The organism is Acidianus sp. HS-5, assembly GCF_021655615.1.
Lineage (GTDB): Archaea > Thermoproteota > Thermoprotei_A > Sulfolobales > Sulfolobaceae > Acidianus.
In genome coordinates this window covers 1,393,500-1,408,324 of the sequence record NZ_AP025245.1, presented here as the reverse complement: position 1 = coordinate 1,408,324, position 14,825 = coordinate 1,393,500, and the positions used below count along the sequence as shown (strand labels likewise).

The window sequence follows — 14,825 nt, the reverse complement described above, 5'->3', positions numbered from 1 at the left end:
GTAAGCCTCTAGAGATATTCCAGCTAACGGAAATTACGAAACTTAATCCCTCTTGTTTTTAATTCGATTTTTCAGTCCATCAAGGCAGGCTTTACAATAAGCATAATACGTCTTTCTACCTTACTTAAGAATTAAAGGAGATCCCTTAATTACACCACCGCAATAGTCACACTTCAACTCAACGCTGACTTTACCGACCTTTTTATGTGAAAAACAAGTATTTCGTTTCATCCTTTATCTTTTTGAGCTTCTCCTCGAGCTCGTTTAAATCTCCGGCGTGAATAATTGCCATCCTATGGTCTTTGGTTAAGTTAGTCAAACTAAGAGTTTTCTCTCATTTTTCTACGCTATTAGGTTAACTAAAAGTAATCTAATCATAAACGTTTTTATTAGCAGGGGTGATACTAAGTATCAGGGGTGATACTTGCTATTTTCAACAGAACCTAAAGATTCAATTAAAGATTTATTTGATCGTGAGAGTGAAATAGATAAGTTAAAAAGGAGTTTAAACGAGAGAATGATAGTAGTTCTAGGCTTAAAGAGGACTGGAAAATCCAGCTTAGTATTGTCAACTCTTAACTCTTTAAACGTGAATTACATTTTCATAGACATAAGGAAAATCTACGACGACGTATCTAAAAAAGTTCCTGCTGAAAAGTTTTACGAGGAACTCTACTCAGAGCTTTTAAAACTGAGTAGAAAGGAAAGAATTAAGGACTTGCTATCAAAGCTAAACCTCTCGTTAGAATATCCATTAAAAGCAAAATTACCTTTAGAGGAAATAAGGAGTAATATAAGCAAAATTTTTGAGGCATTAAATGAGTTAGGAAAAGTTGTTATAGTGTTTGATGAAGCGCAATATTTAAGGTACTCTACTGTGGGCATTAAACCACTTTTAGCTCACGTATATGATTATTTAAAAAATATAACTCTAATATTCACGGGAAGCGAAGTAGGTTTGCTACACGATTTCATAGGAATAAACGATCCAGCTTCTGACTTTTACGGCAGGTACTATGTTAGCGTTGAATTAAAACCTTTCGATGAAGAGAAGTCGAAGGAGTTCTTAAAGGCAGGCTTTAAGGAGTTAGGAGTTAACGTAGAAGATGAGGTATTGGATAACGCAGTTTCTGAACTTGACGGAATAGTGGGCTGGCTAGTATATTTCGGTAAGTTATATTTAGACAAGGGAGAGGAGGCAATTGACGAGATGAAGTCGTTAGGTTCTAAAATCGTGAAGAAGGAATTAGATGAGGCTTTTTCCAGGAGTCCTTATTATGAACCAATTATGAAGGCAATTGCAACTTTAGGTAAGGCAAGGTGGAAGAACATTGTAAATTACGTTATTGCTCAGACAGGGAAGAAAGTAATAACGTCTACCATCTCTAGAGATTTAAAGAACTTACTTAAGATGGGTTTTATAGAAAAAGGAGGTAACGAGTATAGGATTGCGGACCCTATAGTGAGGTACACGATATTAGAGGAATACTAGCCTCGTAATAAGTCACTATTTAATGATTACAACTAATTTTCTAACATCTTCTTTCAATTTCGTGACTTCTTTCTCGTTTAGGCTCATTTCGTGAAATCCTTCGACGTGAAGAGTCCATGCGCTCCTCCATTGAATTATAACTTCAGGATATTTATTTCGTAACAATTTAGAAGCTTTAAATAGGCTTTCGCTTTCCCATCTGCCCTTATTTTCAACTTGTTTAATTATTTCTTTTAGGTTGTTTTCTATAACTAGGAGCTTTATTGCCTCCTCAGCAGCCTTATAATACTTTTCTGAAGCTTGAACAAGATCACCCTTAGAAAGAAGATTTTCAGCTTCATTCAAGAACTTTAATATTAAATCTTTGCTTGGCTTTCTCAACTAACGTCTTAACGTCTTTCTTATATTCTTGTATTAAATCTTTATCTAAGTAATACCTTGCAGTTAGAAGAGTCACTGCGGATGCCCACATGCTAATTATATTGTCGCCAACCTTATAAGAAAGTTCAGTAACGGCGTCATTTAACGTTTTAGAATCCCAACCATTTTCTTGAGCTTCCTTTGCTATTTCTTTTAGGTTGTTTTCTATAACTAGGAGCTTTATTGCCTCCTCAGCAGCCTTATAATACTTTTCTGAAGCTTGAACAAGATCACCCTTGGACAATAACTCTTCTGCTTCCTCATAGTAAACTTCTGCACTTGTAGTTATACTCATCTTATATTAGTTAAAATAAAGATTAGTATTTAATCTTTCACTAGAAGAAAATGAAACTCTGAAATATAAAACACAATTTTGTGCAAAATCTAAGAAAGCTTAGTTTTCAACTAAATTTACGTTTCACTTTTTATCCTATGACATGTTACTATGGCAGTGCATTAAAGAGAAATGCTTTAGACTTTTTAGCAGAGAGAAATATTAAAAATATAATTTAGCTATCTTTAACTTAGAGCATGCATTGCAGTTAGGTCTTAAATACGCACTATTTCAACATAAGAGTAGTTTTGAAAAGACTCATGACGTTATGAAACTTTTAGATGATGTTATAGAAATGACTAATAATGATAATTTAAGGAAGATAAGAAACGATAAGGCAACAACATTAGAGGTCAGAGATTCTTATATAGCATCAAGATATTTTCCATATTCAGCTGTGGTAGTTGAGAGAGCATATAATGTAGTTAAAGTGATCCTAAATGTCAAATTGGTGGAATAAGAGAAAAGAAATCCTTCAAAATGCTAGAGATTACGTTAGGGAAATAAAGAAGATTTGTGTAGAAGAAATAGACAAAAACTGTAGAGTAATTCTTTTCGGATCAATTGCCAGAGGTAACTACAGAGTAGATAGTGACATAGACGTTTTAATAATTACCGATCTTGCCACGACGTTTGGAAGAGGGCGGAAATTGCTTTAAAGATACATAAAAGGTTAGGCTTTAGTGATCCTTTAGAACTCCACATAGTTACTCTAAAAATTTACGAGGAATGGTACAAGAGGTTTATAGACGTTTACGAGGAATTTTAAGACTGAACTTTCATAAATGAACACAGTCTTTATATACAATTAATAAGACATTAATTATGATGATAATAAATTATCTAATGCCAATCTTAATCATTATCGGAATTCTTGGAGTAATATCGATAGTAGTTTACACTTTGTTGAACATCATTTATCCAAGGGCTCCTAGAAAGACAAAAATTAAGTTGTCAGCAATTCTAGGCTTCTTGGGACTTGTAATTATCTCGTCAATATCATCTTCTCTTATTCTTATAGTCCTTATACTTATAAGTCTAGGATTACTGTATGGATTTAAGAAAATCTAATTTTTGATTGTAAATGAAAATAATCTTAGATATAATAAATAATTAATATTTTTATTAAATATTTTACGATCAATTACGAAGAAACAACAACCTTTCTAGGCCAAGTAAACATTGAGTAAAATACTGCAAGTAACGATACAAATTCTATTCCATCAACAAAGTAAGGTAATGAAGCCATTCCGAAAGCATCAATAATTCCGCCAATTAACGCTGATACTACACCACCAGCAACTGCACCAATATTATAAGCGGTGCCCGTCAAAAACGCCCTAACTTCTGGAGGGACACTACTAGCAGCAATACCAGAAATCAAAGGCCAAAAGCCGTTTGCAAAGGCATAAATGAAGACTCCTGCAGACATTAATGGCAATGATACCATGAATGATAATACAGGCATTGATAGGAAAGTTGAGAATATCATGAATGCCACTCCAGCATATATTAATCTAAATATACTAAAGCGGTAAGATAATCTACCGAAAATGATGTAAAATGCCCCTTGAATACCGTTAGCAACAGCCATTAAAAGCCCTACGTAATATGCAGGAAAATGACCAAAGCATTTAGCAAAATCTGGGTAAATGCTGAAAATTGATAGATAAGCTATGAACATCCCTGACATTGAAATTACGGCTCTTATGAAATATGGTGAATAATCCTTTACGCTTACCTTCCTTGTAACAATTTCTTGCTTAAAGTTCTCTGTTACTTTAAAGTGAATATAAGGCACTAAGATGAGGGGCAGTGAACCTGTCAGCACGAATATCCTGTAACCTTCTAGGGAGGTTAGATTACTACTCATGAACATGTAAGTTACTCCAGTAAGTGCGTAACCTAATGCATAACCGGATTGAACTACACTATTAACTAGCTGAAGCTTTTGTTTTGGTGACTGTTCAATTGCTAGCACTGTTCCGGAAGTCCACTGAGCACCCATGAAAACCCCTTGAATCCCTCTAACTATCAAAAGTACCGCATAAATAGAGGAAAACGCAAATATTGCCTGGAAAATTGAGTAACCTGCAGTACCTATAATATTTACTACTTTCCTTCCTTTGTAATCCGCAATTCTTCCGAATATCACTGCCCCTATAACTCTCCCTATAAGACCTAAAGAGAACAATACTGTAAGTTGAAAGAAGGATAAACCAAAGAGCTTCTCCATGAAAGGATATACGAAAGTCAATAATACCAGATCGTAAACGTTACCTGTCCATGCTAAAGTTGATGAAATCACTGCATGAATATATGATCTCATAAGTAAAATCAAAGAAAAGTGAAGAATAAAATTTACGTAGTTATTCTCAATTATGCTCGTTATAATTAATCCATAGGTTTATAATGAATTATGAAATTTCTCTGTACGCTTATGGTTATACTTTTGCTAGTCAATTTTCATTATATCTTATATTTATCTAATGGCTAACTCTCCTTATTTATGATATTATTTATGCGAAAATGAAACTATTCTTTAGCATAAATAGAAGTATTTATTTATGATGATATTTATAAAGATAAAACCAAAACACTGATCGAAGGCCTTGTCACTATACTTCACTCTTCTTTGAACTAAGATACCATTATTTACGAGTATCAAATCAAATTTTTTATTAAGTATAAGATTTAATAATTATTCATGATAATTCCGGAGCTATGCTGAAAGTTTACATGCTTTTCCCTAGAGAGTTAGCTAATTCTATCTCCGCATGCCCTGTTAAGCTTGGAGATTTTCAACCTGAGGAAGGGAAATATTTTGAGAGAAACTCCTATTTGGAGGAAGTCTCGTTTATAAACGGATTACTTGATGAGGTCTTGGCAATTATTAATTTTTTATTTTGATTATAAAAATGAAGGAATAGTGGAGTTTAGCAATATTGAAAAATCTCTTAGTGAGTTTAGAGGAGAAGAAGACAAGTATATAGATTCAATTTATCAAGATATCTCGTTATACAATAGAAACCTAGATGAGAGAGCTAAGCTTTATGAGGAAATAGAGGAAACAAGAGCCGAAGAGAAATTAATTGAGCTCGATAAAGTTCTTTATGAACTCGACATATTGCATATGATTTTGAATGCGGAAAAGAAGGTTATAGCGAAGAGAGCGATAGAGGATACGATAATTTACTAATATTGAAAGAAATATTAAAAGTACTTAATTCGATAAGATTTAGTAAATATCATGCTTACCTTGAAGGATATATAAGAGAGAAGAGAAAGGACAAATTCTTGAAGACAATGTCCAAATATGCTCTAGTTGTTTTCGAGAAGCCGAAGAGATTCAGGAGTAAAGAGATACCTCCAACGTATTCATCAGTACCCAGATTTATGAAACCTTTCGAGAGTATAGTTGGCATTTAATGATATAACATCAAAATTCTAAAATAAATTTATTTAAATTTATATATAAAGTAAACTAGCCCTGACATCTTTATTAGATCGCCGATAATTGCAATTATTCCTAGGTTAATTAGGAATAAAGGTAAACCCGCAGTGAAAATTATTGCACCATAAAAGAAGAGGGAAGAGAAAAGAAGATTCACCTTCCTTAAAGTAAGAAAAATTGAAATACCTGCAATAGGCTCAAATATATATCCTAAGACTATAAGCTCAATACCTAAAAATTCTCCAAGGCTTAAGAAAATAAGCCCGATAAAGGTTATTATAATTGCTATAGGCGCTAAAAACTCCAGGATATTCCTCTTCTCCAGTAAGGAGGATTTATAAGAAAGATAAGAAGGAATTGCCAAAATCCATATTATCCACATTATTATTTTAGAAACAGTTGAGAATGCGTAATTTATACCGTAGATATCCAAGAGAACGAGGAGGGAAAGAATAAATATTGATGCAATCATGCTGACAATATTACCTTTAAATAAATTTCCAGAGATCATCATTTTATTCTTCTCATGAAAGTTAATAATTCTTATCTAGATTGAGAAGGTATATATTGTAGTAATATAAAATATTAGAAATATTCCTTATAAGAAATATATTAGTTTATCAACTTACAGCATCTCTAAGCTAAGTAGTAAGATAGAAAAATAGTAAAATTATCAGCAAAATTATACCTCCTATGATTACATCCTTTACTCCTCTTTTAAGCCCGAAGTCGTACATGCTTCTCCTTATGCCGAGCAATCCGTGAGTAAACGCTACAACTAATAGAAGACCAAGTAATGCATAGTATGCAGTATTGCTTAAGTATTCGTTAACTACTGGAGGTGAAGTTCTAACGTCAAAGCTCATATTATTAGCAAATAGCATAAAGAAGTGAAGAGAGAGTAAGAAGAGAGTTATTATCCCAGTAATATATACTCCCCAGAATCTTAATTTCGACTCCCTCATCTTATCACCAGATAAAGACCTATAAAGAACGACGCTACGGTAATTATTATCATTAACCATACATAGATCCTGTGAGGTTTATAGTAAATCCAAGGTTCTTCCAAATGCCGTTTAGGAATCAAATGTCCAGTTTCCACTAAGATTATACGTATTCCGTTCATCGCATGAAATACAACTATACTGCCAAATACCGCCAAGAAGTATTTGAAAACTTCCGGTTCTACTAATTCTCCGTGAGCTAACCTATTTACGAAAATTACGTGAGCAATTAAATAACCTAATATTGTCCATCCAGTTATCTTATGAAGTAACGCTAATACCCTCTCGAGATTTAACCTTGAAAGCCAGATCATTTCATACTCATCTCCTTCAATTTTTGTATTGCTAATGAAGGATCTACATTCCTTGGGCAAACGACAGAGCAAGAACCCGCAACCCTGCAGTCCCATATGCCTATTATTGCATTGTCAACAATTTCCATCCTTTTCTTATCTAGGGTATCTCTAGGATCTGCTGAAAACCTGTAAGTCATAGCTAGTACTGCAGGACCTAGGAAATCTTTATTAGTCTCAACAACGGGGCAGGCGGAATAACAGAGACCGCAAATTATACATTGGGCGAAACTCCAAAGTTCTTTTTGATCCTCAGGTTTTAATCTTGTTTCTTTACCTTGCAGAACTTCTTCCGGTGGCGAAACTCTTGGTATTATCTTATTCATTTTCTTATAAACAGAATTAAGGTCAACTATTAGATCTTTGATTACTGGAAAATTATCCATAGGTTCTATGATAATTTCCTTCTTCCCTTCATTTGCTATAAGAGTTTTACATGCAAGCTTGGGTTTTCCGTTAATCTTCATTCCACAACTTCCACAAACAGCCATGTGACATGAAGCCCTAAAGGACAACGTAGGATCTTGTTCTGTTTTTATCCTCCTTAATGCCTCTACAACGGTAGTGAATCTATCTACTGTCAGCCTATATTCCTGCCACCAACTTCCTTTCTCCTTAGAATACCTCTTGATCTTTAGTGTTACATCATAGTTCATGAAGAAAGATATTAGAGAGAAATATAAAAAATTTAACAGAAAAATGTATAAAATTAATAAATTAAACTTTCATGCAATTACTTCCGAGACTTTTATCATAGATTAGCTAGACTCAGATCCGATAATGTGGTATTAGACCGGAGATAATATATACATAAATGGAGTATACTGAGAAATAATCTCCACTTATGTTTAAAAATGATATACTAAGCTGTGTTATTTAATGATCTTTTTTCTATTATTTTTGCTGTTCCAACTCCTGCAAAGTATAGTATGGATAATATTATTCCTATTACAGTTTCAATTACTCCTCCTGTAGTTCCTGGTGAAATTGTCCAGGCTATGATGAATGCTCCTAAAACTCCCCAGCGCCAGTTCTTCCTCCAACTATCAGCCTTAACAACTTTAACGTAAGTTAAACCGGCCATAACTAAGGGGTATTCAAAAGCGATACCGGTAACCAGCATTAAGGAAACTACTGTTGAAACAAAAGCCCTCAAACTAAGTGTAGGCTCAACACCGAGAGCAGAAGTATACAAAAGAACAAACTTCATCATTAAAGGAATAATAATAAAATAAGCAAAAAGAGAACCGGCAAGAAAGAGCATCGCTGCAGGAAATACCGCGTATTTTATCACTTTCTTCTCATTTTGGTATAAGCCAGGAGAAACGAAACCCCACAGTTCCCTGAAAATTATTGGGATAGAAATAAATAATGCTAAATAAAATGAAGTATAAGCTGAAGCGTAAAGAGGATCAAAAGGATTTAAATTAATTAATTTCATTCCTTTTGGAAGTTCGTGATGTATGAAAAATAGCATTAAACTATCAGCTAAGCTGTGAAATAAATTAGGATATAAAATGGGAATAGCATAACCATTAATGTTCGCTGTAGTATATCCAAACGCAAAAAATATTATAAATGTTAAGAAAAGTGTTATAAGTCCTCTTCTTAATCTTAAGGCTAATTCTGCTAAATGCGATAGTAGTGGTCTTTCTTCGTCTCTTTTGAGCTCAGTTCTTTCCGTCACCTTTCTTCAACCTCTCTCTATTTCGGCTTTTAATCTGTTTATCTCATCCTCAAGTCTTTTCATTTTCTCATCAGAGGGAGTTTGTTTTACGTAATTATAGTGGTAGTCATCGTAAGTTATTTCTTTCACTATACTTTTATGGACTTCTCCGGTCTCATTTAGCTCTGTTAATAGTTCATTCTTAAATTCATTCTGTTTTCTTTTAAACTCTTCTAGCGTTTTTCCTATATTCCTTGCAGTACCTGTTATGTCTTTTTTGCCTGCTAATAGTAGTATAGCCACTATAACTAATAATAACGTGTCAGATAAATTCCCCATCATCCTTGCGCACTTAAAAAAAATGGCTTTGAATTTTAGATTCTTTAATTACTGTTGCTGCTTTTGATTCTTTAGCTGTTCCAATTGCTTTTGTAGTTCTTGAATTTGCTTCTCTAGCTCTAATTCTTTATTCTGAGTAGTTGTCTGGACTGCAGGCTGTTGTTCCATTTGTTGCATTTCCATTTCTGACTCAAGCCTTCCTTTCTTAAATTCCCCAACAGCCTTGCCCATTGATCTAAATAACTCAGGAAGCTTACTTGTACCAAAGAATAATACAAGAGCTACTATGATTATTATAGCCCAGTTAGACGGACTATCAAGCATTTTACCACTACAGATAGTTTTGTTTTTGCATTTATAAATTTTCTTCATTATTAGAGATATTAAAATATAGTTTGATTACTTTAAATTTAAATATTCTTCAGAAGTAGTATTCTAAAAAATGGTAAAGAGTGTTTACATTAAATTCCAGGTATTAACTACGAGCTATATGGAAAAATTAACAAAGTTAATGATCTTTTACATAAAATAAGATCAGTGAAGCTTTTTAAAACGAAATCCAAACATAACGTCGTGGAGAAGATTAAAGTATCTAATGAGGATCTCAGGAGTGTATATAACGATATTCCAGAATTCTACGATAGAGCTAATGCTATGATTTCCTTTTTTCAAGATATAAAATGGAGGGCAGAGCTAATTGAAATGGTACAATTTTTCTATCCTGATCCAAAGAGAATTTTAGATGTAGCAAGCGGTAAAGGGGAATTATCTTACGTTGCGTCTAGACTACTCAGGTCCAGAATAGTAATGGCAGATTACGCGGAAAACATGTTAAAGGCTAGTTTAGTTGATGGAGATAAAGTATTAGCATCGTTTTACAATTTACCTTTCAGAGATAATGCTTTTGATGCAGTAGTGAGCAGTTTTGCCCTTCACGCTGCAGACGATATAGGAGAAGTAGTAAGAGAAATGACTAGAGTTTCTAAGAAAGTGGTCGGGGTAATCGCAATGGGAAAATCGGATAATTGGCTCCTTAGAAATTATGTAGCTTTTTACCTTAGGTTTATTCAACCTTATTTGGCAGCCCTTGTAGGAGCAAAACCTTTAGATTACAAATATATTTACTATATTTACAGGAAAATACCCACTAACTCACAATTAAAGAATATAATAAGTAAAATATTCGACCTAAAGGTATTCAAGGTAAAGGCATTAGGCTCAGTTTACATCTTTGTCGGCGTAAAGAAAGAGAGTGAAAAAGAACGTAATAAAAAAGAAGAAAAAGCAGTTTAACTTTCAGCTTGAACTTTTATTTCCCACTTTTGTCCGTATGCTGCAGTATGTCCGTTTGCATCGTATACTCTAACAATATATGTCCCGGGCTTTACATGGAACGGCATTGTAAGGGTTACAGTTGCATTTTGTCCTAACGGTACACATAGTGCAAATCCTGTACTACGAACTGGATGTAATGAGAACTCATTGTGTATATCTTTAGAAGGTATATGACCAAGTCGAGTAGCATTCCATTGGTAAACTACAGTACCGTTAGGATAAAGAATTTGAACTAGAACTATAAAGCCTCCGTAAGTGTCAGGACCTTCAACTCTAGATATTTGAAGGAATAATGTACCGTTAGTAAATAGTTTAGTTCCTTCTAAACAATAACCTACAGTCTTAGACCAGTTAGTTAAATGAGTTAAACCTTGAAAGTCTATTTGGTATAGTCCAAGAGTAACGCCCGTAGCAAAAATAAACGCAACTATCGCTATTGTTGAAATTAGCTTCTCAGTTTCCATTTATATCACCATAGCGGTATGTAATATTTCCAAATTTTTATCCCTTTACTATATTTCTTGTACAATAACTGATCTGCCGATAACCATCTACTTCCGGTGAAGATGAACATGAAAGCCCCAGCTCCTTCAACTGCAGCAATCTGCCATTCATCTACACAAGTCGTTCCTAGCCATCCTCCTCCTAGTCCTATTCCCCAAGCTAAACCTGCCAGAACTAATCCAGAAAGTCTTGTTAAAAGACCTAACATCATGAATAGACCGAATATTGCCTCTAGTGCAGTAAATATTATAAGGAAGTCGTAAAGTAATGGCGGATTATTTAAAACACTTATTAAAACTCCCTTTACCGGTCCCCATGCATGAGGCAAGAAAGTTATTAGTTTTCCACCTACATACGCTGACGAACTAGGATTTAGCTTTGCTGGAACGTTTATAGTCCTTCTAACGAAGGCTGAGAAAAACATCCACCCTAGTGTTACTCTTAATATTGGTAAGTACTTTTGTGTAGTCTCTACGGTTGTTTGTGCCATTTTCTCACAAGGATTTATATAGAAAAAGCACGTTTTAACTTTTTATTATATTATATTTTTAAGCTCATCGTTAATATGCGTTAATATATCACAGTTTGTTTAAAATCAATTTATTAAAAATTATAACTTTTTTACTATACTGATGGCCAGCACTTTACTTAACATTTTTACTTAACATAACCTTCTTGTCATTGATTACCACCGATTCTAAATTAATTATTAAAATGTTTTATCAATTTTATATTGAAGTTAACTCTGTTAACATTACAAACCTAACAACTTATGAAAAAATGGATTTATTAAGAAAGTAAATAGTCCTTATCATGGAAAACGAAAAAGCAAAGCATGGACTAAGATTGTCCAGAAGGGACTTTCTTAAGATTTCTGCAATAACTGCTGCCGCAGCAGCTGCAGGTTATGCTGCATCGAAGAACTTTGTTTTTGACATTTTCTCTCCACCAGTGAACGATGAACAATTACAACCCGGTTGGGAATACTCTTATGCGCCTAATGTATGCGGATTTTGTTCATCAACGTGTGATATTTTAGTCTCAGTAGAGAGAAAAGGACAATACGTTAAAGCAATGGAAATAGATGGAAACCCCCTTTCTCCCCTTAATAAAGGAAAAGTTTGTGCTAGAGGTAGATCAGGGATTTTCAGAACGTATAATGTGGATAGAATAAAAACTCCATTAATAAGAACAGGACCTAAAGGAACTTGGTCTTTTAAAGAAGCTACATGGGAGGAAGCACTTAATTATATTCAACAAAAGCTTCAGGAATTGAACGTTAAACCTTGGGAAATAGTCCTGGTCGGTGGGGCAATACCATGTGCAAACTATAAAAGGCAACTTATTCCCTTCACTTTAGGAACTGAAGTACCTAATGTAATTGGAACACCTATGCAAAGCTGTATGTTTTCCCTACAGCAACCTATAGGGACAGTGATTGGAGGCTTTGATCTTCACGCTACAGATATAATGGACGACATGACTTATTCTCAACTCATAGTAGTATGGGGAGATAATGGATTTCCTGCAGGGATTTTTGTAAATAGAGGAGTTAGATTCGGTGAAGGAATAGCTAATGGTGCTTATGTAATAGTTATTGACCCTAGAGTTAGCGAAGCTGCTTCTAAAGCGAATTTATGGATACCGGTAAAACCTGGCTCCGACTTAGTTCTAGCGTTAGCAATAATCAATTACATAATTCAAAATAAATATTACGACGAGTACTTTGTACGTTATTATACTAATGCTCCTTTCTTAGCTTATGAGGAGAATGGAGTTATTAAGCTCTTAGAAGAAGATCATGAAGACGGCACAGTGAAGGCTTATTACGTTTATGACGAAATGTCTGGAACTGCAGTAAAAGTTCCTCCATTTACAAATTCTAATCAATATACTGTGGATGGAAAGCAAATAAGACCTGCATTATCCGCTCCACAGCTAACTATTAATGGCAAAAATGTCCAGACAGTATTTCAATTCTTAGCTGAGAGAGTTAGCAATTACACTTTTGATTATGCAGCACAAGTTTGCGACGTTTCAGTAGATACATTGAATGAATTAGCTTACAAGATAGCGACAACAAAACCTATGGAAATAGTTACTGGACTAAAAGGATTCTGGGGAGATTATGCACCTCAGTTTAGGAGAGCTGTAGGTATTATAATGGCACTAACTGGGAATATAGACATAAGGGGTGCTTGGGTTTATTCTGGCAAATATAGAGAAGGAATAAATGAAGTAATTGATGCATATAATTCTTCAGTATCTTCTGGAAGTTCAAAGCCGGGAATTTTGTTACAGAGACCTGAAATATTAAGTAAAGTTCCGTTATTGGATTTGCCTGGAGAGCTTCTTACAATGTATTCAATAATTTATGCATACAATAATCCTCAGTTTTGGACTACCGGGCATCCTGCAGTTCAATACGCATATAATCAAACTCTAGCTCAGCAAAACAAGAAGCCTGCTGGAGCTTTCGCAATGTTTGTAGACGCTGGAACTTATGAAGCGTACAAAGAAAAAGTCCAGTGGAATAATGAGCCATATAAGATAAAGGCAATGATTTCGTATGCAGGAACCCCATTTAACTTCCAATGGGATCAATTCAAAGAAATCCTTGAGAACATATTCTATGTTGATATAAATATTCAACCAACTGAAGAAACTTTATATGCAGATGTTATATTGCCAGACGTAACTTACCTAGAAAGAGATGAAGATTTTAGATACGATGGACCTGCAATGGATTATGCTTTAAGAGGTAGATGGCAGACAATACCAAGGTTATTCCCAAATACAGCAAATGGGCTTGATTTATTCGTTTTGTTCGCATACATGTTAGGTAAAGAAGCAGGAGACGGATATGTAGAATGGATGGCGAATTCTGTATCCATAGACAAAGAAGTTTTCAAGCAAATTATTCAGGAAGAAATGCCGAAATACCAAGATTATTTAATAAAGAATAACGGTTATCCTACATGGGGGAGCTTTACCGCAGATGCATGGAGAGAAGCAAAGTTATCATATTTATCTAAGAAACTTGGAATTCCGAGCGAAAAGATGAACGATATACTGAGAAATAATGGAGTATTCATAATAAACACAGTAGATGAATATTTCAACAATAATCAGAGAATTCCTTGGGATTTACCTGCAGCAACACCCACGGGCAGGATAGAGATATATTCAACGGTTCTTTATTATTATGTAATAAAGAATTACGGATATGACCCAATATGGGATCCATTAATGGCATACGTTCCTCCAGATTGGAACTACGGTTACGCTAGAGAACCTGGAGTATATTACCCTGCAGAACCACCATATAACGATCCTACATTTAAACCTACACCTCCAGAACTTTTCTTCATAGAGTTTAAAGTCCCACAATTTGCATATACATCAAGTACAAATAACCCAGTATTAATGGCAATAGCCTCAGATAGTTATCATACTAACATCTTACAAATGGCCTGGATAAACACTGATACTGCTAACCAACTAGGGATTAAAGAAGGAGATTGGATAACCATAGAAAGATGGAAGTTACCTAATCCAAATGGAGAGACTCCTAAGCTGGTTATGAGAGCACACTTGACTAATTTAATAAGACCGGACACGATAGGAGTGCCAGAACCTTACGGACAAAGAAATCCGGCATTAACTTACTCTACAAGGGCAGTACCTAATGCAGGAAACAAACCCGTAGATCACCTCTGGCCTTGGAGCTATAACCCACTGGGCGGATTTAGGCAAGCACAGCAATTTACTGTATATGTAAGGAAGGCAACGGATGAAGAAATACAAGAAGCAACAGCGCTTGCCACAGTGCAAACTTCAGATACATTACCTTCTAAACAAGTTATAACTCCAGATATGCAAATTAGTAGCCAAAATTGGAATAAATATGAACAGCCTTGAGGT

The 14,825-nt window shown here is 34.6% G+C and carries 21 protein-coding genes; 9 read left to right on the top strand and 12 right to left on the bottom strand.

The genetic code is table 11. The annotated features are described in order from the left end of the window. Nucleotides 1-424 precede the first annotated feature (424 nt). A complete protein-coding gene (locus HS5_RS07610) occupies nt 425-1,492 on the top strand; it encodes an ATP-binding protein (RefSeq protein WP_236750676.1) in 1,068 nt (355 codons plus the stop codon). Nucleotides 1,493-1,507: 15 nt separating this feature from the next. On the opposite strand, the gene HS5_RS07605 is transcribed toward HS5_RS07610, so the two are convergent. Together HS5_RS07605 and HS5_RS07600 are read right to left on the bottom strand one after the other, a co-directional pair. Beyond that, nucleotides 1,508-1,873, bottom strand: coding sequence for a PaREP1 family protein (locus tag HS5_RS07605; protein WP_236750675.1), 366 nt, complete (start codon nt 1,871-1,873; stop codon nt 1,508-1,510). Beyond that, nucleotides 1,830-2,207 (bottom strand): PaREP1 family protein, encoded by a 378-nt coding sequence (locus HS5_RS07600; protein WP_236750674.1) that lies wholly within the window; start codon nt 2,205-2,207, stop codon nt 1,830-1,832. The genes HS5_RS07605 and HS5_RS07600 overlap by 44 nt, the downstream gene beginning before the upstream one ends. Nucleotides 2,208-2,448: 241 nt before the next feature. Between HS5_RS07600 and HS5_RS07595 the strand changes: the two genes are divergently transcribed. From HS5_RS07595 to HS5_RS07585, 3 genes are all read left to right on the top strand, one after another. After that, nucleotides 2,449-2,706 (top strand): HEPN domain-containing protein, encoded by a 258-nt coding sequence (locus tag HS5_RS07595; RefSeq protein ID WP_236750673.1) that lies wholly within the window; start codon nt 2,449-2,451, stop codon nt 2,704-2,706. Beyond that, a complete protein-coding gene (locus HS5_RS07590) occupies nt 2,687-2,905 on the top strand; it encodes a nucleotidyltransferase domain-containing protein (RefSeq protein WP_236750672.1) in 219 nt (72 codons plus the stop codon). Before HS5_RS07595 ends, HS5_RS07590 begins: the two co-directional genes overlap by 20 nt. 187 nt (nt 2,906-3,092) lie before the next feature. Next, nucleotides 3,093-3,317: a hypothetical protein gene (locus HS5_RS07585; protein ID WP_236750671.1), complete on the top strand. Its 225-nt coding sequence runs from the start codon at nt 3,093-3,095 to the stop codon at nt 3,315-3,317. A 73-nt stretch (nt 3,318-3,390) separates the two neighbouring features. Here the strand turns inward: HS5_RS07585 and HS5_RS07580 are convergent, their stop codons facing one another. After that, a complete protein-coding gene (locus HS5_RS07580; protein ID WP_236750669.1) occupies nt 3,391-4,575 on the bottom strand; it encodes an MFS transporter in 1,185 nt (394 codons plus the stop codon). Nucleotides 4,576-4,970: 395 nt separating this feature from the next. Between HS5_RS07580 and HS5_RS07575 the strand changes: the two genes are divergently transcribed. The 3 genes from HS5_RS07575 to HS5_RS07565 are packed head-to-tail and all read left to right on the top strand — an operon-like array spanning nt 4,971 to nt 5,675. Further along, nucleotides 4,971-5,156 (top strand): hypothetical protein, encoded by a 186-nt coding sequence (locus HS5_RS07575; protein WP_236750667.1) that lies wholly within the window; start codon nt 4,971-4,973, stop codon nt 5,154-5,156. A gap of 19 nt (nt 5,157-5,175) precedes the next feature. Further along, nucleotides 5,176-5,445 (top strand): hypothetical protein, encoded by a 270-nt coding sequence (locus HS5_RS07570; RefSeq protein ID WP_236750665.1) that lies wholly within the window; start codon nt 5,176-5,178, stop codon nt 5,443-5,445. A gap of 2 nt (nt 5,446-5,447) precedes the next feature. Continuing rightward, entirely contained in the window at nt 5,448-5,675 is a 228-nt protein-coding gene (locus tag HS5_RS07565; protein WP_236750664.1) for a hypothetical protein, read from the top strand. Nucleotides 5,676-5,704: 29 nt separating this feature from the next. Here HS5_RS07565 and HS5_RS07560 read toward each other — a convergent pair whose 3' ends face one another. From HS5_RS07560 to HS5_RS07530, 7 genes are all read right to left on the bottom strand, one after another. Beyond that, a complete protein-coding gene (locus tag HS5_RS07560) occupies nt 5,705-6,211 on the bottom strand; it encodes a hypothetical protein (RefSeq protein ID WP_236750662.1) in 507 nt (168 codons plus the stop codon). A gap of 130 nt (nt 6,212-6,341) precedes the next feature. Beyond that, the gene (locus HS5_RS07555) at nt 6,342-6,665 is read right to left on the bottom strand and encodes a hypothetical protein (RefSeq protein WP_236750660.1); all 324 of its coding nucleotides are present in this window, start codon (nt 6,663-6,665) and stop codon (nt 6,342-6,344) included. After that, complete coding sequence (locus HS5_RS07550) at nt 6,662-7,018, bottom strand: hypothetical protein (RefSeq protein ID WP_236750658.1); 357 nt, start codon at nt 7,016-7,018, stop codon at nt 6,662-6,664. Before HS5_RS07550 ends, HS5_RS07555 begins: the two co-directional genes overlap by 4 nt. After that, nucleotides 7,015-7,713 (bottom strand): succinate dehydrogenase/fumarate reductase iron-sulfur subunit, encoded by a 699-nt coding sequence (locus tag HS5_RS07545; RefSeq protein WP_236750656.1) that lies wholly within the window; start codon nt 7,711-7,713, stop codon nt 7,015-7,017. Before HS5_RS07545 ends, HS5_RS07550 begins: the two co-directional genes overlap by 4 nt. A gap of 206 nt (nt 7,714-7,919) precedes the next feature. Further along, nucleotides 7,920-8,744 carry a twin-arginine translocase subunit TatC gene (gene tatC, locus HS5_RS07540; RefSeq protein ID WP_236750654.1) on the bottom strand — a complete coding sequence of 275 codons (825 nt, stop codon included), beginning with the start codon at nt 8,742-8,744 and terminating at the stop codon, nt 7,920-7,922. 6 nt (nt 8,745-8,750) lie between these two features. Beyond that, nucleotides 8,751-9,065, bottom strand: a complete 315-nt coding sequence (locus HS5_RS07535; protein ID WP_236750652.1) for a twin-arginine translocase TatA/TatE family subunit — start codon at nt 9,063-9,065, stop codon at nt 8,751-8,753. 45 nt (nt 9,066-9,110) lie between these two features. Further along, the gene (locus HS5_RS07530) at nt 9,111-9,386 is read right to left on the bottom strand and encodes a twin-arginine translocase TatA/TatE family subunit (protein WP_236750650.1); all 276 of its coding nucleotides are present in this window, start codon (nt 9,384-9,386) and stop codon (nt 9,111-9,113) included. 249 nt (nt 9,387-9,635) lie between these two features. Between HS5_RS07530 and HS5_RS07525 the strand changes: the two genes are divergently transcribed. Next, on the top strand, nt 9,636-10,355 hold the full coding sequence (locus HS5_RS07525) for a class I SAM-dependent methyltransferase (RefSeq protein WP_236750648.1): 720 nt from the start codon (nt 9,636-9,638) through the stop codon (nt 10,353-10,355). On the opposite strand, the gene HS5_RS07520 is transcribed toward HS5_RS07525, so the two are convergent. Next, on the bottom strand, nt 10,352-10,861 hold the full coding sequence (locus HS5_RS07520; protein ID WP_236750646.1) for a TQO small subunit DoxA domain-containing protein: 510 nt from the start codon (nt 10,859-10,861) through the stop codon (nt 10,352-10,354). The two genes, HS5_RS07525 and HS5_RS07520, sit on opposite strands and share 4 nt — an antisense overlap. Before the next feature lie 5 nt (nt 10,862-10,866). Beyond that, nucleotides 10,867-11,391 (bottom strand): TQO small subunit DoxD, encoded by a 525-nt coding sequence (locus tag HS5_RS07515; RefSeq protein WP_236750644.1) that lies wholly within the window; start codon nt 11,389-11,391, stop codon nt 10,867-10,869. Between the two features lie 323 nt (nt 11,392-11,714). On the opposite strand from HS5_RS07515, the gene HS5_RS07510 reads away from it, so the two are divergent. Next, complete coding sequence (locus tag HS5_RS07510) at nt 11,715-14,822, top strand: molybdopterin-dependent oxidoreductase (protein ID WP_236750643.1); 3,108 nt, start codon at nt 11,715-11,717, stop codon at nt 14,820-14,822. Nucleotides 14,823-14,825 lie beyond the last annotated feature (3 nt).

Bases quoted from the DNA above. Each gene is read 5' to 3' on its own strand.
- HS5_RS07575 (WP_236750667.1), top strand. From the start codon at position 4,971: ATGCTGAAAGTTTACATGCTTTTCCCTAGAGAGTTAGCTAATTCTATC.
- HS5_RS07600 (WP_236750674.1), bottom strand. From the start codon at position 2,207: ATGAGTATAACTACAAGTGCAGAAGTTTACTATGAGGAAGCAGAAGAG.
- HS5_RS07585 (WP_236750671.1), top strand. From the start codon at position 3,093: ATGCCAATCTTAATCATTATCGGAATTCTTGGAGTAATATCGATAGTA.
- HS5_RS07535 (WP_236750652.1), bottom strand. From the start codon at position 9,065: ATGATGGGGAATTTATCTGACACGTTATTATTAGTTATAGTGGCTATA.
- HS5_RS07590 (WP_236750672.1), top strand. From the start codon at position 2,687: ATGTCAAATTGGTGGAATAAGAGAAAAGAAATCCTTCAAAATGCTAGA.
- HS5_RS07510 (WP_236750643.1), top strand. From the start codon at position 11,715: ATGGAAAACGAAAAAGCAAAGCATGGACTAAGATTGTCCAGAAGGGAC.
- HS5_RS07545 (WP_236750656.1), bottom strand. From the start codon at position 7,713: ATGAACTATGATGTAACACTAAAGATCAAGAGGTATTCTAAGGAGAAA.
- HS5_RS07550 (WP_236750658.1), bottom strand. From the start codon at position 7,018: ATGATCTGGCTTTCAAGGTTAAATCTCGAGAGGGTATTAGCGTTACTT.
- HS5_RS07515 (WP_236750644.1), bottom strand. From the start codon at position 11,391: ATGGCACAAACAACCGTAGAGACTACACAAAAGTACTTACCAATATTA.
- HS5_RS07555 (WP_236750660.1), bottom strand. From the start codon at position 6,665: ATGAGGGAGTCGAAATTAAGATTCTGGGGAGTATATATTACTGGGATA.
- HS5_RS07520 (WP_236750646.1), bottom strand. From the start codon at position 10,861: ATGGAAACTGAGAAGCTAATTTCAACAATAGCGATAGTTGCGTTTATT.
- HS5_RS07560 (WP_236750662.1), bottom strand. From the start codon at position 6,211: ATGATCTCTGGAAATTTATTTAAAGGTAATATTGTCAGCATGATTGCA.
- HS5_RS07530 (WP_236750650.1), bottom strand. From the start codon at position 9,386: ATGCTTGATAGTCCGTCTAACTGGGCTATAATAATCATAGTAGCTCTT.
- HS5_RS07580 (WP_236750669.1), bottom strand. From the start codon at position 4,575: ATGAGATCATATATTCATGCAGTGATTTCATCAACTTTAGCATGGACA.